General features: G+C 64.7%; 19 protein-coding genes and 1 pseudogene. 8 read left to right on the top strand and 12 right to left on the bottom strand.

Annotation, left to right across the window (positions count from 1 at the left end; translation table 11 throughout):
- Window positions 1–17: 17 nt before the first annotated feature.
- From EBB59_RS13910 to EBB59_RS12085, 6 genes are all read right to left on the bottom strand, one after another.
- Entirely contained in the window at window positions 18–194 is a 177-nt protein-coding gene (locus EBB59_RS13910; protein WP_158601800.1) for a hypothetical protein, read from the bottom strand.
- A 163-nt stretch (window positions 195–357) separates the two neighbouring features.
- The gene (locus EBB59_RS12105; protein ID WP_122102412.1) at window positions 358–1,068 is read right to left on the bottom strand and encodes an RDD family protein; all 711 of its coding nucleotides are present in this window, start codon (window positions 1,066–1,068) and stop codon (window positions 358–360) included.
- Window positions 1,043–1,804, bottom strand: coding sequence for a twin-arginine translocase subunit TatC (gene tatC, locus EBB59_RS12100; RefSeq protein WP_122102411.1), 762 nt, complete (start codon window positions 1,802–1,804; stop codon window positions 1,043–1,045). Before tatC ends, EBB59_RS12105 begins: the two co-directional genes overlap by 26 nt.
- On the bottom strand, window positions 1,801–2,169 hold the full coding sequence (gene tatB, locus EBB59_RS12095; RefSeq protein ID WP_122102410.1) for a Sec-independent protein translocase protein TatB: 369 nt from the start codon (window positions 2,167–2,169) through the stop codon (window positions 1,801–1,803). The genes tatC and tatB overlap by 4 nt, the downstream gene beginning before the upstream one ends.
- A 29-nt stretch (window positions 2,170–2,198) precedes the next feature.
- Window positions 2,199–2,420 carry a twin-arginine translocase TatA/TatE family subunit gene (tatA, locus tag EBB59_RS12090; RefSeq protein WP_122102409.1) on the bottom strand — a complete coding sequence of 74 codons (222 nt, stop codon included), beginning with the start codon at window positions 2,418–2,420 and terminating at the stop codon, window positions 2,199–2,201.
- Window positions 2,421–2,491: 71 nt separating this feature from the next.
- Window positions 2,492–3,340: a lipid-binding SYLF domain-containing protein gene (locus tag EBB59_RS12085; RefSeq protein WP_122102408.1), complete on the bottom strand. Its 849-nt coding sequence runs from the start codon at window positions 3,338–3,340 to the stop codon at window positions 2,492–2,494.
- Between the two features lie 141 nt (window positions 3,341–3,481).
- On the opposite strand from EBB59_RS12085, the gene hemH reads away from it, so the two are divergent.
- The 3 genes from hemH (at window position 3,482) to EBB59_RS12070 (ending at window position 5,864) form a co-directional block, all read left to right on the top strand.
- A complete protein-coding gene (gene hemH / locus EBB59_RS12080) occupies window positions 3,482–4,471 on the top strand; it encodes a ferrochelatase (RefSeq protein WP_122102407.1) in 990 nt (329 codons plus the stop codon).
- Between the two features lie 88 nt (window positions 4,472–4,559).
- Entirely contained in the window at window positions 4,560–4,913 is a 354-nt protein-coding gene (locus tag EBB59_RS12075; protein WP_158601799.1) for a hypothetical protein, read from the top strand.
- Between the two features lie 99 nt (window positions 4,914–5,012).
- Window positions 5,013–5,864 (top strand): alpha/beta fold hydrolase, encoded by an 852-nt coding sequence (locus EBB59_RS12070; protein ID WP_122102405.1) that lies wholly within the window; start codon window positions 5,013–5,015, stop codon window positions 5,862–5,864.
- A gap of 15 nt (window positions 5,865–5,879) precedes the next feature.
- Here the strand turns inward: EBB59_RS12070 and EBB59_RS12065 are convergent, their stop codons facing one another.
- The 4 genes from EBB59_RS12065 to acs form a co-directional block, all read right to left on the bottom strand.
- Complete coding sequence (locus tag EBB59_RS12065; RefSeq protein ID WP_122102404.1) at window positions 5,880–7,409, bottom strand: XVIPCD domain-containing protein; 1,530 nt, start codon at window positions 7,407–7,409, stop codon at window positions 5,880–5,882.
- Window positions 7,406–8,071 carry a hypothetical protein gene (locus EBB59_RS12060; protein WP_122102403.1) on the bottom strand — a complete coding sequence of 222 codons (666 nt, stop codon included), beginning with the start codon at window positions 8,069–8,071 and terminating at the stop codon, window positions 7,406–7,408. Before EBB59_RS12060 ends, EBB59_RS12065 begins: the two co-directional genes overlap by 4 nt.
- A 31-nt stretch (window positions 8,072–8,102) precedes the next feature.
- Entirely contained in the window at window positions 8,103–8,774 is a 672-nt protein-coding gene (locus EBB59_RS12055; protein WP_122102402.1) for a response regulator transcription factor, read from the bottom strand.
- A 66-nt stretch (window positions 8,775–8,840) separates the two neighbouring features.
- A complete protein-coding gene (acs, locus tag EBB59_RS12050) occupies window positions 8,841–10,802 on the bottom strand; it encodes an acetate--CoA ligase (RefSeq protein WP_122102401.1) in 1,962 nt (653 codons plus the stop codon).
- A 182-nt stretch (window positions 10,803–10,984) separates the two neighbouring features.
- Between acs and EBB59_RS12045 the strand changes: the two genes are divergently transcribed.
- The 3 genes from EBB59_RS12045 to EBB59_RS12035 are packed head-to-tail and all read left to right on the top strand — an operon-like array spanning window position 10,985 to window position 14,424.
- Complete coding sequence (locus EBB59_RS12045; protein ID WP_245979302.1) at window positions 10,985–12,334, top strand: DcaP family trimeric outer membrane transporter; 1,350 nt, start codon at window positions 10,985–10,987, stop codon at window positions 12,332–12,334.
- Window positions 12,335–12,391: 57 nt separating this feature from the next.
- On the top strand, window positions 12,392–12,709 hold the full coding sequence (locus tag EBB59_RS12040) for a DUF485 domain-containing protein (protein WP_122102399.1): 318 nt from the start codon (window positions 12,392–12,394) through the stop codon (window positions 12,707–12,709).
- Window positions 12,706–14,424, top strand: coding sequence for a cation acetate symporter (locus tag EBB59_RS12035; RefSeq protein ID WP_122102398.1), 1,719 nt, complete (start codon window positions 12,706–12,708; stop codon window positions 14,422–14,424). The genes EBB59_RS12040 and EBB59_RS12035 overlap by 4 nt, the downstream gene beginning before the upstream one ends.
- Window positions 14,425–14,771: 347 nt before the next feature.
- Here the strand turns inward: EBB59_RS12035 and EBB59_RS12030 are convergent, their stop codons facing one another.
- Entirely contained in the window at window positions 14,772–15,131 is a 360-nt protein-coding gene (locus EBB59_RS12030) for an EF-hand domain-containing protein (RefSeq protein WP_122102397.1), read from the bottom strand.
- Window positions 15,128–16,315: a DesA family fatty acid desaturase gene (locus tag EBB59_RS12025; RefSeq protein ID WP_122102429.1), complete on the bottom strand. Its 1,188-nt coding sequence runs from the start codon at window positions 16,313–16,315 to the stop codon at window positions 15,128–15,130. The genes EBB59_RS12030 and EBB59_RS12025 overlap by 4 nt, the downstream gene beginning before the upstream one ends.
- A 158-nt stretch (window positions 16,316–16,473) precedes the next feature.
- Here EBB59_RS12025 and mutM point away from each other — a divergent pair, with 158 nt between their 5' ends.
- Together mutM and EBB59_RS13535 are read left to right on the top strand one after the other, a co-directional pair.
- Window positions 16,474–17,286 carry a bifunctional DNA-formamidopyrimidine glycosylase/DNA-(apurinic or apyrimidinic site) lyase gene (mutM, locus tag EBB59_RS12020; RefSeq protein ID WP_122102396.1) on the top strand — a complete coding sequence of 271 codons (813 nt, stop codon included), beginning with the start codon at window positions 16,474–16,476 and terminating at the stop codon, window positions 17,284–17,286.
- A gap of 837 nt (window positions 17,287–18,123) precedes the next feature.
- A pseudogene (locus EBB59_RS13535) lies at window positions 18,124–20,065 on the top strand (RHS repeat protein); the annotation flags it as partial.

Here is a 20,065-nt window from a genome sequence, read left to right as displayed (position 1 = left end):
AGCCCGGGCGGGAGGCGCTACAGCCCCATCGCGACGTTCATTGCCCGCGCCAAGGTGAGCATGGCGCGTGCCGCCAGCAGCGGCGGTAGTAGCATCGCCGCGACGGCCAGCAGCGCGCCGTATAGCCCCATCGCGGCGTTCGTTGCCCGCGCCAAGGCGAGCATGGCTTGTGCCGCCAGCAGCGGCGGCGGCATCGCCACGACGGCCAGCAGCGCGCCGTACAGCTCGGGCGGGGGCGCTACAGCCCCATCGCGACGTTCATTGCCCGCGCCAAGGCGAGCATGGCTTGTGCCGCCAGCAGCGGCGGCGGCATCGCCACGACGGCCAGCAGCGCGCCGTACAGCTCGGGCGGGGGCGCTACAGCCCCATCGCGGCGTTCATTGCCCGCGCCAAGGCGAGCATGGCTTGTGCCGCCAGCAGCGGCGGTAGCAGCATCGCCGCGACGACCAGCAGCCAGCCCCAGGCCGGGGTTTTCCGCGCCGCGCCATCGCGCCATCGCACCCGGGTGTCGGCAAGGCGGTCGTGCAGGGCCAGGTGTTCCGGCCCTTGCGCGGCGAGCAGGTGGCCGATGTTGAGGCTGAGCCAGGACAGGCCGCCGGCGAGGTGGCGCTTCAACGCCTGCACGGGGCCGAGCCGCCGGCCATGGGCGTCGGTCACGCGCAGGCCGACGAGCCGTTTGCCCGGCGTCGCCTGGGCCGAGCCGGATTCGCCGAACGGCCAGTAGAGCAGGGCCAGGCCGAGCAATAGCAGCAGCGGCGGCGCAAGCGCGTGGTGCAGGGCGGCGGCCACCTCGGCGATGGCGGGGCGCAGCGGGCCGTTGGCGGCCAGCATCGCCAGCGGGATGTTCGGCGGGTCGCCGCCGTGCTCGAACATCGTGAGCATTGTCCGGCCCATGGTCGCGCCAAGCGCCCGCCATGCGGCGACCAGCGCCGGCCAGCGGGCGCCGGGCAATGCGGCGGACGCCATCGCGGCCAGTGCCGCCAGCAGGAGTGCATCGACCAGCCAGGCCACCGTGCGCGGCCACAGGCCGGCGGCGGGCGCGTCAGCGGGCGGAGTCGGTGGGCGCATCGGGCGGCGTGGCCGGTTTCGGTGCGACCGCCGCGGCGGCCAGAATGCCGGCTTCGTACAGCAGGTACATCGGGATCATCATCAGGATCATCGACACGCCGTCGCCGGGGGTGATGATCATGGCGATGACGGCGATGGCGATCAGCGCGTAGCCGCGCGCCGTGCGCAGTTGCGTCGGCGTCACCCAGCCCAGCAGCACCAGGATGGTGATCGCCACCGGCACCTCGAAGCTGAAGCCCGAGGCCAGGGCGATCACCGCGACGAAATCGAGGTAGCGGGCGATGTCCGGCATCATCGTCACGCTTTCGGGCCGGGCCATGGCGAGGAACTTGAACATCGCCGGCAGCAGCACGAAATAGGCGAAGGCGCAGCCGGCGTAGAACAGCAGCATGGAGGAGGCCAGGAGCGGCGCCGCCAGCCGTTTTTCGTGGCGATAGAGTCCCGGCGCGACGAAGGCCCAGCCCTGGTAGAGCAGTACCGGCGCGGCCAGCAGCAGGGCCAGGTAGAGCGCCAGCCGCAGCGGGGTGGAGAACGGCGTGAGGGGATCGGTGGCGATCATCTGGCTGCCCGCCGGTAGGGCGGCCACCATCGGTTCGGCCAGCAGGGTGTAAAGCTCGCCGCTGAATACCGCCAGCGCGGCGAACAGCACGATCACCGTGACCGCCACCTTGACCAGCCGCGCGCGTAGCTCGACCAGGTGCGAGAGCCAGCCGGCGGTGGCGCTGGCGTCGTTCATCGGGCGGGATCGTCGCGGCGGGCGGCGTCGGCAGCCAGGGCGGAAGGCGGCGCGGCCGGCTCGCTGACCGGGGCCGCGGCAGCCGGGGCGGCGGCTTCGCGCGCGATCTGTTCGATGTTCGATGCGCTCTGACGCAGTTCGTTTTCCGCTTCGGCCAGCGCCTTGCGGGTGGCTTCCAGGTTGTGGCGCAGTTCCTCGTCGGCCAGTTCGCGTTCGAATTCGCTCTTCACCGAATGCCAGTGCGCGCGGGCGCGGCGTACCCACAGCCCGGCGAAGCGCGCCGCCTTCGGCAAGCGTTCGGGGCCGAGCACCAGGAGGGCGATCACCGCCAGGATGACGAGTTCGGGAAAGCTGATTTCAAACATGGCCGCGGTTCACGCCCGGACGCGCCGGTTCAGGCGTCGCGCGGCGGCGTGCTGTCCTCGCGGCGCGGCGCGGTCTTCGTCTCGTTGTCGCGACCGTCACCAAGCTGCTTCGGGTCTTCCGGCTCGGCCATGCCTTTTTTGAAGCCCTTGACCGCGCCGCCGAGGTCTTCGCCGATGTTGCGCAGGCGCTTGGCGCCGAAGACCAGCAGGACGATGACCAGCAGGATGAGTAGTTCGCGCCAACCAAGCATGGCAGGGAGTCCGGGCGGAAACGGGAGAGCGAAGGATAACGCAGGTGACCGATGGGATCGGCGCGCCGGTCTCAGCCGCCGTCGGTGAGCGGCGTGGTCTTGACCTGGCTGTTCTGCGCGGGCTGTGGCGGCTGGGCCGGTGGCGGGTTGGCGGCAGGCGCGCTGGCCGGGGCCGTGGGCGTGGCCGGCTGTGCCACCGGTGCGTGGACCGGCCTTTCTTCCGGCTCGTGGCGGCGGGCGCGGGCGGTGGCGGTGGCTTCCTCCAGGGCGTCGCGCATCGCCACCACGGCGGGATCGGCGGCGCGCGGCGCGCGGTTTTCGAAGATCATGCGCGGTGTCGCGCCTTCGCCGTAGACGAGCTGGTTGGCGGCGTTGTCGATCCTCAGCACGGCGCCATCCAGCGCCACCCCGGCAAACAGCCCGCGCGAGCGCGACCACGACCATATCTCGGCCTTGAACTGGCCGTCGGTGGCGGCGGCGGCGTTGCGCCCGACCGGGCCGGCGGCCACGGCGGCGTCGGCGCCGAGGGTGAATTTGCCGTTGACGATGTTTTCCACTCCGCGATCGTTGCGGATCACCAGCACCACGTCGGACGACTGCACGCCGGCCTGGAAGCCGATGCTGCCGCCGACGAGCTTGACGAACACCGGGTTCGACCAACTGCCGTCGGCGGTCTTCACCGACATCAGCCCCAGGCCGCGGCGGCCGCCGAGCACCAACCCGGCCTTGATGGTGTCGGGCACGATGACGATGCCGCGCGCCTCGTCGAACAGCTTGTCGGGGATGGCCGATTCGGGGATCGCCAGGCTTTCGTTCAACACCCGCACCGCGTCCTTGGCGCGCGCGTCCTCGGCCTCGCCGGCGAAGGCGGACGGGGTGGCGAGTGTGGTGGCGAGGGCAAGGGCGGCAAGGCGGCGCATGGCGATATCCGTAGCGGGGAACTGTCGCAGGATAGTCGCAGCCGAATGCGCGATGTCGGCCCGCAGATGAACATCGGCCCGACGCGCGGGGACCGACGGTATCCTTGTCGTCCTATGCCAGCGCCCTCGCCAGTTGCCGCCATGCGCGGTCTCGTCCTCGCCAACCTCGGCACGCCCGCCGCGCCCAGCACCGATGCGGTACGCGCCTACCTGCGCGAATTCCTCACCGACCGGCGCGTGGTGCAGATTCCGCCGCTGCTGTGGAAGCCGCTGCTGGATTTCGTCATCCTGCCGCGGCGCAGCCCGGTGGTGGCGGAGAAGTACGCCGAGATATGGATGGACGAAGGCTCGCCGCTGTTGGCCCATACCACCCGTCTTGCCGCGGCGGTGGCGGCGCGGATGCCGGGCTGGAAGGTGCTGCCGGCGATGCGCTACGGCCAGCCGGCGTTGGGCGCGGCAATCGAGAAACTGCATGGCGAGGGCATCCGCGACATCACCGTGTTGCCGCTGTATCCGCAGTATTCGACCACCACCACCGCCTCGGTCGAGGACGTGGTCGACGCCGCGCGCGCGCGCCTGCCCGGCGCCCGCATCGAAACCGTCCGCGATTATCACGACGATCCCGGCTGGGTGGCCGCCGTCGCCGGTTCGATCCGCGCGCACTGGGCCGCGTATGGCCGCGGCGAGAAACTGCTGCTGTCCTTCCACGGCATTCCCGAGCGGCTGGTGAAGGGCGGCGACCCGTATGCCGCGCAGTGCGAGGCCGGCACGCGGGCGATCGCCGCCGCGCTCGGCCTCGGCCGCGAGGAGATCGTGCTGACCTACCAGTCGCGCTTCGGCCGTGAGCGCTGGTTGCAGCCGTACACACTGGCCACGGTGGAGCGGCTCGGCCGCGAGGGCGTGCGCCGGCTCGACGTCGTCTGCCCCGGTTTCTCGGTTGATTGCCTGGAAACGTTGGAGGAAATCGCGATGCAGAACGCCGATGCCTTCCGCGCGGCGGGCGGCGGGGAGTTCCGCTACGTCGCCTGCCTCAACGACAGCTCCGCGCATGCCGAGGCGCTGGCGGAAATCGTCCGGGCTGGAGGAATTCCGGGTCGTTCGGTTTCCGACACCTCCGAAAATCACGCTTGACGGTGGCGTCGGGCGGGCCGAGGATCGAAACGGGCCAATCGTCGTACCCAGCGTGGATATACAGTCTCTGATCCTGGAATATGCGCCCGTGGCCGGCATGGTGGCCGGCTTGCCGCTCGGGTACAAACTGGCATCGATCTTGCTCAAAAGACAGTTCGCGAGCGCCGATACCCCCGGCAACCGGAAAGGCGCGTTTGCCGCGGTGGTGGCCTTATCGCTGCCGGTGTTGACGGTTTCCTACTATTCGGGGCTGATCTCAGCCATATACGTCTATATATTCTCGATTCCGCTCGTCATGAGCGGCGTGAGTGAAAACGTGGTTGGCGCATTCGTCAACGTTTGGTTGTTTTCCGTTTCCGCCTTCTTCAGCATGGCGGGGACGATCGTTTCGTTTCTCGTCGGGGTGGGGATCGCCAGCGCCCTGTCGAAGAAAAGGCCCTGACCCCTCCCTCGCGGGGCCGTCCCGCGGCGTGGGCAATGCGGAATCAAAGCACGTGGCTGTGCCAAAATCGGCTGAGGTCGAGAGTTGAATCCTATTTCCATGCGTCTTCAAGAAACATCCATCGATATCCCGCTCGGGCGCGTCGCCGGTCTGCGTGGCGGGGCGGCCGGCCGGCCGCGCGTGCTCGCCCTGCACGGCTGGTTGGACAATGCCGCGAGCTTCGCGCCGCTGGCCGAATATCTCGATGACGTCGAACTCGTCGCCATCGATTTGCCCGGCCACGGCCGCAGCGTGCATCTGCCGGCGGGCGCGAACTACACTTTCGAACTGGCCGTCCACCACGTATTGGATGTGGCCGATGCGCTGGGCTGGTCGCGCTTCGGTCTGCTTGGGCATTCGATGGGGGCGGGGATCGCCAGCCTGGTCGCCGCATCGGTGCCGGAGCGCATCGAGAAGCTGGTCTGCATCGAGGCGCTGGGCGGGCTGTCCGACCACGCCGAACACACCGCTGAGCGCCTGCGCGAGTCGGTGCGGGCCAGCCGCATGCTGCGCGAAAAGCCGCTGCGCGTGTTCGAGCGTGTCGAGGAGGCGATCCAGGCGCGGATGCGGGCCAATCAAATGAGCGCGCCGGTGGCGCGTTTGATCGTCGAGCGCGGTATCCGCGAATGCGAGGGGGGCTTTGTCTGGTCGAGCGACCAGCGGTTGATGGTGCCGACGTTCATCCGCCCGGTGGACGAACAGATCGAGGTGCTGGTGGCCGGAATCGAATGCCCGGCCCGGGTGGTGTTCGCCGACCCCGCCCAGCCCTACCTGCCCGACGACGTGCGCCGCCGCTATGCGGCCTGTCTGCCGAGGGGCGAAATGTTCGTCATGCCCGGCACCCACCACCTGCATATGGAAACGCCGGCGGCCGTGGCGGCGGTGGCGGCGGAATTTTTGGCGGGGCGTTGAGGCGGCCCGGGCCGCTCACCCCATCACAAGGCCGCGTTGCTGCTGCTGTTGTTGTTGATTCTGCTGCTCGGCCAGTTGTTGGCTGGCCTGCGCCCGCTCCGATTGCGCAATCTGCGCCAGGCTCTCGTCCATCGGTTGATCCAGCGCGGCCAGGGTGGGCAATGTCGCCATGCGCCGTGTCGGGTTGCCGGGCTCGCCCTCCATCGCGATCAGGTTCGTCCCATCCCTGCTCAACAGAATGTGGTCGATCTGCTTCAGGCCGTTGGCGGTGGCCGCGGTGGCCAATGCGGCGGCGGCCTGGAGGGTGCGGCCGTCCGGCGCGCGTTGGTGCTTCTCGTCAATCTCCAACATGCCCGCCAGCGCGCCCAGGTACATGGCGTGGCGCGGGTGGCCGGGGTCGTCCAGGCGCGGCGGCGGCGGTGCGGCCTGCGGGGTGTCGAGCGAGGAAAGCGGCACCCCCAATTCCCGCCGGACGTTTTCTTCCAGTTGCTGCATCTTTTCCCCGCCCCAATCCATGACCCGGCCCGGAGTGGAGCGGATGCCGTCGATCAGCAGTTCCAGGCTCTCGCGCTGCCGCAAGTGGTAGCGCATGGCCTCGCGCTTGAACAGCTCGGGGAAACCGGCATCCCATTCCTGCGGCGGCTTGGGCAGACGCGCGGGATCGCCCGGCAGGCGGTGCTCCATGGCGTTCTCGAACTCGCGCTTGAGGTCCATGCCGTTGCCCAGCATGGCGCGCGTTTGATAAAGGTCGTGGCGGAAAGCCTGGAACATGCCGCGGTTCTGTTCGAAGCGCGCGGCGTTTTCCTGCGACAGTAATGGCGCGCCGGACACCGGGTTCTGCCGGTAGAACTGCTGAATGTCGTGCGGGGCGAGGCCCACCTGCTTGGCGTCATGGAGGAATCCGGCCACGCCCTGGATGCGCGGGTCCTCGCCGTCGGCCAGCAGATCCTGCACGTCCTTGCGGATGGCATAGCCGCGCACCTCGCCGTAATGGTGGCTGAGGGCGCTGACCATGTCGGTGGCGCGCACGTGGTTGATGACGTTGGCCTGCGGGTCGGCGGGCACGCGCAGCGCCAGACTGTTGGCGCCGAAGGCGTTGAAGGTCTCGCCGTACAGGCCGTAGCGATAGGCCATGACCTGGGTGTGGGTGCCGCCCATGGAGTGGCCGGTGGTGGTGACGGTGGCGGGCTGGCCATCCGGGCCGGCCAATCGTTTGGACCATTCCAGCGCCTCGCGGGTCAGGGCATCGGCGGATGCTATCTGCGGGTTGACCCGGCGGAGGACCATCTGGGCATTGGTGAAACCCCAGTCCTGGGCGAATTTGAGTGAGGTGTCGAGTTCGGAGCCGCGGTGGGCGACGACGACGGTATTGCTTTCAACGTCGTGATACAGCGTGCCCTGATAGCCGTTGAGATGGCTGGCGGTGGCGAGGATTCGGTAATCACGGCCCTCGATGTCAATTTCTTTTTGTGGGTCGGCTACCCGATCTGTATAGCTATCGTAAGCCAGTGCAGCATAGTCGTGGCTGGTCAGTGGGCGGCTCATGGCATCACCTTGCGGGCAGTGAAGTTGATCTGGAATTGACCGTCACCCGGCTGGTATTTGCCGGGCTTCAGCATGGAATAAAAGCCGAAAGAAGGGGGAGGGGAATTGAAAAATTCCTTGTTGGCGAAGGTCACACCTTCTTGTCCTGACAGTAGTAGTTTGTTCACGATTGAAGTGACGAAAATAGCAGGTTCGGAAATCAGCTTTGCACGTACAGCAGTCAGATACCACCGGCAAGTCCCCAAGCCGTAATAGTCCTCGTCCAGCAGGGCATCCAGATAGACCTCGGTACGGTACTCGGTGTCCGAAACCTTGTGCCATTCCACCGGCATGTCTTTGCTTGGTCTGTTCTTGATGCCGCTCAGTGGTGCGATGGTGTAGTCGGTGGGAATGCAGGCATCGTCATGATCGGGAATATCGTACTGCGCGGTGCCGATGACTTTCTCGAAAGGTCTTGGTGCGCCGACGACGCGCATGGTGATTTCGTATTTTTCCTGCGGTTGCGGGTTGATGCGGATATCGGGCATCGGCACGCGTTCGTGGCGTTGGCAGGCGGCGATGGTCAGGGCGACGACGACGAGTGGCAGGAGGGGGATTGGGCGCATGACATATTCGGCCGTGTAAATGCCTGCAATCTGGCCCGCGCGCGGCCGGCCGGTCATGAATACGAAAATGCCGCCGGCCGCGGCCGGGTCATTCGATGTCTTCCGGGGGCGCTTCCACGCTGTTCGGGTCCACCGCCAGTTTGCCGGCGATCAGTACGGCCTGGGTGCGGTTGTTGGCGCCGAGTTTCCTGAGGATGGCGGTCATGTGGGCTTTGATGGTGGCTTCGGAGACGCCCAGTTCCCAGGCGATCTGTTTATTCAACAGCCCGGTGGAAAGCATTTGCAGTACGCGGAATTGTTGCGGCGTGAGTTCGCTGATGCGGCGCGCGATTTCGCGCTCGTCGTCGTTGGCGGCGCGGGGTTCGTGCAGCGCGGCATCGGGCGCCCAGCGTTCGCCATCGAGCATCTGCAACAGGGCCTGGCCGATCACGGTGGAATCGGCGGATTTGGGGATGAAGCCCATCGCGCCATGGTCGAGGGCGCGGCGCATCACGGCGGGTTCCTCGCGGGCGGACACCATCACCACCGGTAATTGCGGGTGCTGCGCGCGCAGGTGCACCAGCGCGGACAGGCCCTGTACGCCCGGCATGTTGAGGTCGAGCAGCAGCAGGTCGGCATCCGGCGCGGCTTCGACCATGGCGTACAGACCATCGGCGTCCTCGGCCTCGCGGATTTCGTTTTCGGGCAGGATGCGGCTGATCGCGCCGCGCAGGGCTTCCCGGAACAGGGGGTGATCGTCGGCGATCAGAATCATGGACATGCCTCGATCATGCCTGAAAATTCGGCGCTGATCGGCGGGCGGGCCGGAGGGCCCGCCCACGCGGGGTCAGTTCCGTCCGGCGTGCATGCGTTCGCGGACCAGTGCGTCGACCACGGCGGGGTCGGCCAGGGTGCTGGTGTCGCCCAGTTGGTCGGGTTGATCCTCGGCGATCTTGCGCAGGATGCGGCGCATGATTTTTCCGCTGCGGGTCTTCGGCAGGCTGGGCGCCCATTGCAGGTGGTCGAGGCTGGCGATCGGGCCGATTTCCTTGCGTACCTGGGCGTTCAGTTCTTTTTTCAACGCTTCGCTCGGCTCCTCGCCTTCGTTCAGCGTCACGTAGGCATAGACGCCTTGGCCCTTGATGTCGTGGGGGAAGGCGACCACGGCGGCTTCGGCCACTTTGGGGTGGGCGACCAGGGCGCTTTCCAGCTCCGCGGTGCCGATGCGGTGGCCGCTGACGTTGATGACGTCATCGACGCGGCCGGTGATCCAGTAATAGCCGTCCTCGTCGCGGCGGCAGCCGTCGGAGGTGAAGTAGAGGCCGGGATAGGTCTTGAAATAGGTATCGATGAAGCGCTGGTGGTCGCCGTAGACGGTGCGCATCTGGCCCGGCCAGGAATCCTTGATGACCAGGTTGCCGTCCACCGCGCCTTCGAGGAATTGGCCGTTGGCGTCGACCAGCGCCGGTTGCACGCCGGGTAGGGGCAGGGTGGCGGAGCCGGGTTTGAGGTCGGTGGCGCCGGGGAGCGGGGAGATCAGCACGCCGCCGGTTTCGGTCTGCCACCAGGTATCGACGATCGGGCAGCGTTCCTCGCCCACCACCTGGTGGTACCAGCGCCAGGCTTCGGGGTTGATCGGTTCGCCAACGCTGCCGAGCAGGCGCAGGCTGGCGCGCGAGGTGCGCCTGACGGCATGGTCGCCTTCGCGCATCAATGCTCGGATCGCGGTGGGCGCGGTGTAGAAGATCGTCACCTGGTGCTTGTCCACCACTTCCCAGAAGCGCGAGGCGTTGGGCCAGCTCGGTACGCCTTCGAACATCACGCTGGTGGCGCCGTTGGCCAGCGGGCCGTAAACGATGTAGCTGTGGCCGGTGATCCAGCCCACGTCCGCGGTGCACCAGTAGATGTCGTCGGGCTTGAGGTCGAAGACCATCTCGTGGGTGTAGCTGGCGTAGACCAGATAGCCGCCGGTGGTGTGCAGCACGCCCTTGGGTTTACCGGTGGAGCCGGAGGTGTAGAGGATGAACAGCGGGTCTTCGGCGTTCATGCGCTCGGGTTCGCATTTGATCGGCTGGTTCTTGAGCGCGTGGTGCCACCAGATGTCGCGGCGGGTGTCGAAATCGACCGCGCCATCGGTGTGGCGGAACACGATGACTTTCTCCACCGATTCGGTGCCGGGCAGTTTGAGCGCGGCGTCGACGTTCGCTTTCAGTGGTACCGTGCGACCGCCGCGGCGGCCCTCGTCGGCGGTGATCACCACCTTGCTCTGGCTGTCGGCGATGCGGTCGGCGATGGAGTGCGGCGCGAAGCCGCCGAACACGATGGTATGCACCGCGCCGATGCGCGCGCAGGCCAGCATCGCCACGGCGGCCTCGGGAATCATCGGCAGGTAGAGGGTGACGCGATCGCCCTTCTTCACGCCCAGGCCGCGCAGTGCGTTGGCCAGTTGGCAGACTTGCAGGTAGAGGTCGCGGTAGCTGATTTTCCGCGCCGGGGTGGTCGGGTCGTCCGGTTCGAACAGGATGGCGGTTTTCTCGCCATGTTCGCGCAGGTGGCGGTCGAGGCAGTTGACGCTGACGTTGAGTTCGCCGTCCTCGTACCAGCGGATGCGGAAGTCTTCGAGCGCGTAGCTGACGTTGCGGATGATGGTCGGCTTCTTCATCCATTCGATGCGTTCGCCGATGCGGCCCCAGAACGCGTCGGGGTTGTCCACCGACTCGGCGTATTCGCGCACGTAGTCGCGGTGCCGCATGTTGGCGTTGGCGGCGAAATTGGCGGGTGCGTGGATGCTGTCGGCGGGTCGGCTCATGACATGGGATTCCGGTCGGTTGGCTCCGGGGGAGTCTGCCTCCATGCGTGTGGCGTTGGCGTTAGACGATGGTCGATGCTGCATTGCAGCTTCGACCAATGGGGAATAGGCGGGTTGTATCAATGCGTGGAGTCTCGGCGGCGTTCAATGTTCCGTGGACAGGGGAACATCGAGGAAACCACATGAAGACAATGAACCAAAAGCATTTGCTCGGATTGGCCGTCACCATCGCGTTGGCCGCGCCGGGCATGGCGCTGGCGCAGACGCGGAGCGACAGGGAAAAGGCGCTGGAGGCGCGCATCGCCCAGTTGGAGAAGATCGTCGCCGAGCTTGCCGCGCAACAGCAGCGGAGCGCGCCTCAGGCTGGCCTGGCCGGGCAGCGGGTCGCCGAGACGCCGGCGGCGCGGGAAACCCCGCCGGCCACTCAGTCCGGCGCCGTCGTGCCGGCCACTCAGCCCGGCACGCGTTTCACCTATGGCGGCTTCATCAAGTTCGATGCCATGGTCACGGATACCAGCGGGGGCAGGATCGCCGATGGCGGCGCCGGGCGAATGTTCCATCTGCCCGCCGCGATCCCGGTCGGCGGCACCGGCGGCGATGCCTATACCGATTTCGGCGCGCAGTTCTCGCGCGTCTGGCTCAGCGCCGATCACCTCACCGAGGACGGCGACAAGATCAAGGCCCACGTCGAGCTGGATTTCTACGGCGGCGGCAGCGACAAGCTGGGCAACGAAATCTCGACCAACACCCATGGGGCGACGCTGCGCCACGCCTACGTGAGCTGGAACGAATGGTTGGCCGGCCAGACCTGGTCGAACTTCATGGATGCCGCCGCGTTCCCCGAATCGGTGGACTTCGCCGGCGTCACCGATGGCCTCATCTTCGCGCGCCAGGCGCAGTTGCGTTACACCCGGGGTGGCTGGTCGTTTTCGCTGGAGAACCCGCAAACCACGGTGTTGTCTTACCGCGCGGGGGATGGCCGCTATAACAGCGGAGACACCCTGTCGCCGGACGTGACCGCGCGCTGGCAGACCAAGGGCGACTGGGGACATTTTTCGTTCGCCACGATGTTGCGCGAATACAGGGTGCCGGCCGATACCGCGCGCGGGTTGTCGGTCCATGCGTCGGGTAAGTTCAACCTGGGCGAGCGCGACGACATCCGTTATTCGCTCAACGCCGGCAGGGGCATCGGCCGCTATCTCGCCTTCGGCACCGCGCCGGACGTGATGACCGATGCGCTCGGCAATCTCAAGCCGCTGACCGGCGTTGGCGGCTATGTCTCCTGGCGTCACGCCTTCAACGCCCGCTGGCGCGGCAACCTGATGTATTCGGCCGCGCGTTTCGACAACGACACCGACCTGACCGGGTTCGGCATCACCCGTGATACGCAATCGGTACATGCCAACCTGATCTGGTCGCCGCTCCCGAAACTCGACCTCGGCGCCGAGATCGGCTGGGGCGAGCGCACCCTGGAGAACGGCCAATCCGGTGACATCAAGCGCGTCCAGACCAGCGTGAAGTACAGCTTCTGATCCGCGGGCGCCGGCCGTGTCCGGCGCCCTTCTTCCACCGCTCCCCGGAGAGTCCGCATGTCCGCACCGCTCGACCCGATGATGGCCCGCATCGAGGCCAATCCCAAGTACCAGGCGTTGCGGCGGAAACGCAATGCGCTGGGCTGGACGCTCACCGTGCTGATGCTGCTGGCCTATTACGGCTTCATCGGCCTGATCGCTTTCGACAGGGAGTTGCTGGGGCGGCGGATCGGCGAGGGCGTCACCACGTTGGGCATTCCGGTGGCGATGGGGGTGATCGTGCTGACCGTGGCGCTGACCGCGATCTACGTGTTCCGCGCCAACCGCGAGTTCGACCGGCTGAATGCCGAGTTGTTGCAGGAGTCGCGCCAATGAGCCGCTTCGCCCGCACCCTACCGTTGGCCGCGTTGCTGTTCGTCAGCGCGGGCGCGCTGGCGGCGCCGGACGTCGGCGAGACCGTCAAGCAGCAGACCAACTGGATCGCGATCAGCATGTTCGCGGCGTTCGTGGTCGGTACGCTGTGGATCACCAAATGGGCGGCCAGCCGCACCAGATCGGCGGCGGATTTCTACACCGCCGGCGGCGGCATCACCGGCTTCCAGAACGGCCTCGCCATCGCGGGCGATTACATGTCGGCGGCGTCGTTTCTCGGCATCACCGCGGCGGTGATGGGCGATGGCTTCGACGGCCTGATCTACGCCACCGGCTTCCTGGTCGGCTGGCCGATCCTCACCTTCCTCCTAGCCGAGCGCCTGCGCAACCTGGGCAAGTTCACGTTCGCCGATGTCGCCGGTTATCGCTTCAGGCAAGGCCCGATCCGCACGTTCGCCGCCAGCGGCACGCTGGTGGTGGTGGCGTTCTACCTGATTGCGCAGATGGTCGGCGCGGGTTCGTTGATCAAGCTGCTGTTCGGCCTGGATTACTGGATGGCGGTGGTGATCGTCGGCGCGCTGATGATGGTCTACGTGCTGTTCGGTGGCATGACCGCCACCACCTGGGTGCAGATCATCAAGGCGGTGCTGCTGCTCTCGGGCGTCACCTTCATGGCGATCATGATCATGGCGAAGTACGGTTTCAGCTTCGAATCGCTCTTCGCCGACGCGGTCAAGGTGAAGACCGACATCGCCGGCGCCAAGGGCGAGGCCGATCCTGGCGCGGCCGGGCAGGCGATCATGGGGCCGGGCGGTTTCATCAAGGACCCGATCTCGGCGATCAGCTTCGGCATGGCGCTGATGTTCGGCACCGCCGGCCTGCCGCACATCCTGATGCGCTTCTTCACCGTGCCCGACGCCAAGGAGGCGCGCAAGTCGGTGCTGTGGGCGACGACCTGGATCGGCTACTTCTACCTACTGATCTTCATCATCGGCTTCGGCGCGATCACGCTGGTGCTGACCAATCCCGAGTTCGCCGATACCGCCAAGGGCGTGATCCACGGCGGCGACGGGGCCAAGAACATGGCCGCGGTGCTGGTGGCCAAGGCGGTCGGCGGCGACGTGTTTCTGGGCTTCATCTCGGCGGTGGCCTTCGCCACCATCCTGGCGGTGGTCGCCGGCCTCACGCTCTCCGGCGCCTCGGCGGTGAGCCATGATCTTTACGCCACCGTGTTCAAACACGGCAATGCCGCGCCGGGTTCGGAGCTGAAGGTCTCGCGCATCACCACATTGGCGCTGGGCGTGCTGGCGGTGCTGCTGGGCATCGCCTTCGAGAAGCAGAACATCGCCTTCATGGTGTCGCTGGCGTTTGCGGTGGCGGCCTCGGCCAACTTCCCGGTGCTGCTGCTGTCGGTGTTGTGGAAGGGTACGACCACGCGCGGGGCGGTGGTTGGCGGCTTTCTCGGCCTGATCTCGGCGGTGGTGTTGACCGTGCTCTCGCCTTCGGTGTGGGAAGCCACACTCGGCAATGCCAAGGGGTCGGCACTGTTTCCCTACACCTCGCCGGCGCTGTTTTCGATGACGCTCGCCTTCCTCGGCATCTGGTTCTTCTCGATCACCGACCGCAGCGCGCGCGCGGCGCAGGATCGCGCGGCCTACAAGGCCCAGCAGATTCGTTCGGAGACCGGGCTGGGCGCTTCGAAGGCTTCGGCGCACTGAGGTTGAGGTTTCCTCTGGTTGGGGTGGCGCCGGCCCTTCCTCTGGCCGGCGCTTTTTTTTGGGTGAGGATGTTTCCTGGCTGGCGGCGGCCGTCTGCCGGATGCCGGCATGGCGATGGTTGCCAACAGGGTATCGATGACCGGCCGATGCTTTCGACCGCAGACCGCAGACCGCAGACCGCAGACCGCAGACCGCAGACCGCAGACCGCAGACCGCAGACCGCAGACCGCAGACCGCAGACCGCAGACCGCAGACCGCCAACCGCCAACCGCCAACCGCCAACCGCCAACCGCCAACCGCCAACCGCCAACCGCCAACCGCCAATGCCGGCGAGCGCAACGCCCGTCTCAGCGCGGTGGCACGGCCAGTTCGCGGGCGGAGAGGAAGCCGTCGCGGTCGATGTCCTGCCGGCGAAAAGCGGCTTCCAACGACTGGCGATGCCCGGCGCGGGTGACGGGCTTGCCGCGCCCGCCCGGCAGTTCATCGCTGCTCAGCACGCCGTCGCGGTTCCTGTCCATGGCGTCGAAGGCGTAGCGCATCCAGTCGAGGTATTCGGCCAGCGAAACCCGGCCATCGCCATCCGCGTCCATGCGTTGGAGGTAATCGGCGGCGGCCTGTGGCGGCCGCGCCTGTGCGGCGGGCAGGGCCAGGAGGAGCGACAGTGGCGGCAGCAGCCAGCCCGCGTGTTGCCGCGCCGGGGGCTTCATGCGGTTTGCAGCGAGTACCCGCGCAGCCGCGCCGCGAAGGCTTGCAGCGAGGCGATGCCGCTGGCCTCGGCCTCGCGACACCAATCCTGTAGCCGCTGCAACGATTCGCCGGCATTGACCGAGCGCGCTTCCAGCACCGCGGCCAGCCGCCGGCGGTGTTCGATCAGCGCCTGCACCCGTGGCGAGCGCGCGACCCATGCCTGCATCTGCGCGCGTGATTCCGGCGACAGCCAGCGGCCATCGTCGGCCAGTCCCTTGCGCAGCCGGCGCGGTAGTTTGCCGATGCCGCCGTTTTCCTCGCGTAGCGCCGGCTTCAGCACGCGGCGGTGGAAATCGGTCATCGCCTGGAAGCGGTGCGCCAGCAGCGCCTTCATCGTCTCCATGTCCGGCATCGGGATGTTCGGGCGCACGTCGAGCGAGGGCGCGACCCGCAGCACCTTCGCCAGGCCGAGCGCCTCGAACCCCTTGATCGCCGCCCAGCCGATGTCGAATTCCCAGCGGCGCAGCGCGAACTTGGCCGAGGAGGGGAAGGCGTGGTGGTTGTTGTGCAGTTCCTCGCCGCCGACCCATACGCCCCAGGGCGAAATATTGGTGGCGGTGTCCGAGGTCTCGAAATTGCGATAACCCCACCAATGGCCCAGGCCGTTGATGACGCCGGCGGCCCAGAACGGGATCCACGCCATCTGCAACGCCCACGCCGCCACGCCCTTGAAGCCGAACAGCACGAACAGCGCGACCAGCAGCAGAACCGGGCCGGCATTCGCCCACGGCGTGTAGAGCCGGCGCTCGATCCAGTCGTCCGGGCAGCCCTTGCCGTACTGGTCGATGCTGGCGCGGTCCAGGCGCGCCTCGCGGTAAAGCTCGACGCCGCGCCAGAACACCGTGCCGATGCCCTTGAACATCGGGCTGTGCGGGTCTTCCTCGGTCTCGCATTTGGCATGGTGTTTGCGATGGATCGCCGCCCATTCGCGCGCGATCATCGAAGTGGTCAGCCACGACCAGAAGCGGAAGAAATGGGCGATGGCCGGGTGGAAATCCACCCCGCGGTGCGCCAGGGAACGGTGTAGATAGAGCGTGACCGAAAAGATCGTCAGCTGGGTGGCGATCAGAAAATACAGGCCAAGGCCGAGCCAGCCGATCTGGGTCAGGCCGCCGGCCAGGAAGTCGAGCGGGGAAGTGGGCATCGAGAGGGGGATCGCGTGTTGCGGAAGGTGTCCGGCCATCATGGGGCCGGTGGCCGCAAACCGCACCCGACGCCGCCGTATGGCATTCAGCGCCGGACGGGTTTGCCCGGGGCGGCTTCGTCCCCATCTCCTTATCCATTCCACCGGCCGCGACCCCGATGCCAGAACTGCCCGAAGTCGAAACCACCCGCCGTGGCCTGGCGCCGCATCTCGTCGGGCGGCGTGTGGCCGGGCTGGTGCTGCGCCGTGACTCGCTGCGCTGGCCGATTCCACCGGAGGTTTCGCCCGGACTGGTCGGCCAGCGGATCGCGGCGATCCGCCGCCGCGCCAAATACCTGCTGCTCGATACCGCCGCCGGCAGCGCGCTCTGGCACCTGGGCATGTCCGGTAGCCTGCGCGTGCTGGCGGGCGACGTGCCGGTTCGCGCGCACGATCACGTCGATGTCGCGCTGGACGACGGCCGCGTGCTGCGCTTCAACGACCCGCGCCGCTTCGGCTGCCTGCTTTGGCAGCCGCCCGGCGAAACCCACGCGTTGCTGCGCGACCTCGGCCCGGAACCACTCGCCGGCGATTTCGATGGCGATTATCTCTTCGCGCTTTCGCGTGGCCGCAAAGCATCGATCAAGACCTTCCTGATGGACCAATCGGTGGTGGTCGGCGTCGGCAACATTTATGCCGCCGAGGCCCTGTTCGAAGCCGGCATCGCCCCGCAGCGCGAGGCCGGCAAGGTTTCGCGCGAGCGTTACCAGCGTCTGGCCGGCGCGATCCGACGCATCCTCGCCCACGCCATCGAACGCGGCGGCACCACGCTGCGCGATTTCATCAGCCCCGATGGCCTGCCCGGCTACTTCGAGCAGGAACTGCTGGTCTACGGCCGTGGCGGCGAACCGTGCAAGCACTGCGGAACCAAGCTGAAAGAAACGAGGATCGGCCAGCGCGCCAGCGTCTGGTGTTCGCGTTGCCAGCGCTGAGGCGTCAGCGGCGAAGCGACGCACGCATGCCGCATTCGACCCGCGGTGGCGCAAGTAATAAAGTCATGGCCCACCCCAAGTGGGTTGACATCGCGGCGTCATGGGGCTAGAAGTGGCGGCGGCAAAGGGTGTTTGCCAAAAGCAAAAGCGGCTGCGGGGCCGGCCTTCGCAAGGGCCGGGAGCCTAGCTTGAGGGTGATAGGGCAAGGAGGCGATGAAGTGACAATAAGCACGAACCAGTAATGACGATGCCGGCGTTTGGCGGGTGGGGCATTCCCGTGTGTTGCCGTCGGGGCAGGGTATCTTTCAGTGATAAAAATAACTCTGAGGATATTTTTGTTTAATCTTGGCTGTGGTGGTTAATTCGATGCTTTTAGTTCCAGGTGGAGGTGAAATAACTTGGACTTCTATAAATGTAACGAGAATGATGTTTGCATTGTTTGATTACCATTGGGTATGGGCATGGTCGGGGCGAGAGCTGGGCTTGGCTGGAGTGCGATGATTTTAAGAAATATGTTTCTAGTAAATAAGAAGATTTACTTTATAAAAAAGACGATTTTTGTATGGAATATTAAAGCTGTTTGAGCGCTTGCATGGGGTCTCGGTTTAATTTCTGATTCATATATAAAGTGAATTTGCGGGGGTGGTCTGATAAATTTAATTCCAGATTTTCTGGTGAGTGGGTCGGCGTTTCTTTGGCTGAAACCTCAGGATTTGCGGTCAAATATTAGAGTTATTGGGGCGTGTGATTGGCTCTATAGTCAGTGTTGGGCTGTTCGACGAGGTTGCTTGAATGGCAAGGGAGTGGTTTTAAATGCTCTGCGCCATGTTTTTATGAGTGCTGCGGGGCGTTGGAGCGGTTGATGCGGGAAAACTCTTCGGGGGAAATATGTTTAAGTGCATGGGGCGGGTTTATCTTGGGCGGGCATGGAAATTAATTTCATTTTTATCCATGGCCTTGTTGGTGAGTATGTTATTTGTTTCCGTCGCTTTGGGGGTTGATAGCGAGGACTACCCCGCCGGGCTGGATTATTGTTTCAGCTCGAAGTGTTATTCCACGCTTGTGGAAGCTGAGGCTGCGATGCGTGCTTCGGTGGTTGGAGGGAGCTATTTGCAGCTTAGGAGGGTTTCACGGGACTCTTACGGCCTATCACAAGGCTTCGTGTCCTATCAATATAGGTCTGGAAACCAAGCGCCTATTCATTATTACCCTAAAGGATTCTCGGCTGGTGGGGCGGGTAGCTCTTTGGGGTGCAAGGCGGTGGGGGGGGTGGAGTATGGCGGTTATTGTGCGGATGAAGTAGAAGGGGCATATAAGTTTCTTGATTTATTGAAACGATCAAATCCGCAGTGCCCACATTTTAACGAGAGATTTGAAGGGGAGTTGACACAGCCATTTGATTATATCCGGCAACCCGGAGGGTCTTACTCTTCCGTTGGTCATATGATTCAAAGTGGAGGAAATAGAGGTCTTTTCTATAATTATACGTGTCCAGCATGGGGGGATGGAAAGATTTCTAGTGGAAGAATCGACATATCTTCACTGCAGGGATTCCAGTGTCCGGAGGGGTTTGTTCCTGATGTGGTGAATGGGAGAAAGAATTTTCCTTTGATCTGTGTGCCGATAACGGTTGCGTCAATTCAGGTCCGTTTCAAACAGATGGCGTCCTGCCCTGTCAATCCCAATCCCTGTCACCCGGATAATGGAGATAAATCACGAGCGGAGCCCGATTTTGAATTTGCGGGCCGTTATTTTTTTCGCTATTACCATTCGCTACGCCAAGTTCGTTCCGATGATTATTTTGCAATAGGCTGGGCGCATAGCTTTTCAAGGCGCTTGGATTTTACAAATAAAATTCTTGTATCCGATGAGGGTTATTATTATAAGCTTTCTTCTTTCGGTAAGGATTGGATTTCTGATAATTCCAGTGGCGCAGTTGTTTCCCCATTGCGGGATGGCACTTTTATTTTGCGGGAGGGTAATGGGGATGTCACCAGTTTTGATGCGCAAGGATTTCCTTTTCTAATTAGGAATTTGGGGCGGCCAGATAGGGATGTCATGTTGACATATGAAGATTATCTGGGTGTTTCCAGTGCAAAGCGTCTTGTTGCCGTCACTGATCGGCGGGGTCGGATATTGCATTTCCGTTATGAAGGCTCCCGTCTAAAAGCAATGGTGCTTCCGGATGGCCGTCGCATATCCTATCAATATGATAATGATTTCAACTTGATTGGTGTCGACTACGGTAACGGTCACATCAAGCGCTACCACTATGGCGAGACGGAACTGGCGCCTAATGGCGACAAAGGACTGCTGACGGGCATCACCAGCGAGAACGGTCGTCGCTACGCCAGTTTCAGCTATGACCGCTATGGTAGGGTTAAATCCAGTGTGCTGCATGGGCCTTCCGGGCCGGTGGAAACCACCCATGTGCGATATAAAGCGGCCAACCGTGCCGAAGTCGATACTGCTTCAGGACAGACCCGTAGTTATGTTTATAGCAATGACGCTTATCGTAAGCCCTTAAGTGTCCAAGACGCGTCCGGGACAGTGACCAGTACCTACGATGGGCGTGGTCGATTACTCACAAGAACGGAAGCGAATGGGGTGCAGACCCGATATACCTATGCTTTCGGCCGTCTCACTGAAGTCATCGAAGCGGCGAACGACACTACCGGCGATAAGCGCACCACACAAACGGACTGGCACGCCACGCTGAACGTACCCGTGGCGCGCCGAGTGCTGGATGCCGCCGGTCAGTGGGTTTCCCAAGAAACCT

It is taken from the genome of Solilutibacter pythonis, assembly GCF_003697345.1.
In the GTDB taxonomy this organism is placed as follows: Bacteria; Pseudomonadota; Gammaproteobacteria; order Xanthomonadales; family Xanthomonadaceae; genus Solilutibacter; species Solilutibacter pythonis.
The sequence above is the reverse complement of the archived record's forward strand: the minus strand, read 5'-3'. Positions and strand labels throughout refer to the sequence as shown.

Excerpts from the sequence above, each read along its gene's own strand:
- EBB59_RS12065 (WP_122102404.1), bottom strand. The coding sequence starts at position 7,409 with ATGAGCCGCCCACTGACCAGCCACGACTATGCTGCACTGGCTTACGAT.
- EBB59_RS13910 (WP_158601800.1), bottom strand. The coding sequence starts at position 194 with ATGCCGCCGCCGCTGCTGGCGGCACAAGCCATGCTCGCCTTGGCGCGG.
- EBB59_RS12105 (WP_122102412.1), bottom strand. The coding sequence starts at position 1,068 with ATGCGCCCACCGACTCCGCCCGCTGACGCGCCCGCCGCCGGCCTGTGG.
- EBB59_RS12030 (WP_122102397.1), bottom strand. The coding sequence starts at position 15,131 with ATGAAGCCCCCGGCGCGGCAACACGCGGGCTGGCTGCTGCCGCCACTG.
- hemH (WP_122102407.1), top strand. The coding sequence starts at position 3,482 with ATGCGCGGTCTCGTCCTCGCCAACCTCGGCACGCCCGCCGCGCCCAGC.
- tatC (WP_122102411.1), bottom strand. The coding sequence starts at position 1,804 with ATGAACGACGCCAGCGCCACCGCCGGCTGGCTCTCGCACCTGGTCGAG.
- acs (WP_122102401.1), bottom strand. The coding sequence starts at position 10,802 with ATGAGCCGACCCGCCGACAGCATCCACGCACCCGCCAATTTCGCCGCC.
- EBB59_RS12025 (WP_122102429.1), bottom strand. The coding sequence starts at position 16,315 with ATGCCCACTTCCCCGCTCGACTTCCTGGCCGGCGGCCTGACCCAGATC.
- mutM (WP_122102396.1), top strand. The coding sequence starts at position 16,474 with ATGCCAGAACTGCCCGAAGTCGAAACCACCCGCCGTGGCCTGGCGCCG.
- EBB59_RS12035 (WP_122102398.1), top strand. The coding sequence starts at position 12,706 with ATGAGCCGCTTCGCCCGCACCCTACCGTTGGCCGCGTTGCTGTTCGTC.
- EBB59_RS12040 (WP_122102399.1), top strand. The coding sequence starts at position 12,392 with ATGTCCGCACCGCTCGACCCGATGATGGCCCGCATCGAGGCCAATCCC.
- EBB59_RS12070 (WP_122102405.1), top strand. The coding sequence starts at position 5,013 with ATGCGTCTTCAAGAAACATCCATCGATATCCCGCTCGGGCGCGTCGCC.
- EBB59_RS12045 (WP_245979302.1), top strand. The coding sequence starts at position 10,985 with ATGAAGACAATGAACCAAAAGCATTTGCTCGGATTGGCCGTCACCATC.
- EBB59_RS12055 (WP_122102402.1), bottom strand. The coding sequence starts at position 8,774 with ATGTCCATGATTCTGATCGCCGACGATCACCCCCTGTTCCGGGAAGCC.
- EBB59_RS12085 (WP_122102408.1), bottom strand. The coding sequence starts at position 3,340 with ATGCGCCGCCTTGCCGCCCTTGCCCTCGCCACCACACTCGCCACCCCG.
- tatA (WP_122102409.1), bottom strand. The coding sequence starts at position 2,420 with ATGCTTGGTTGGCGCGAACTACTCATCCTGCTGGTCATCGTCCTGCTG.
- EBB59_RS12060 (WP_122102403.1), bottom strand. The coding sequence starts at position 8,071 with ATGACCGGCCGGCCGCGCGCGGGCCAGATTGCAGGCATTTACACGGCC.
- tatB (WP_122102410.1), bottom strand. The coding sequence starts at position 2,169 with ATGTTTGAAATCAGCTTTCCCGAACTCGTCATCCTGGCGGTGATCGCC.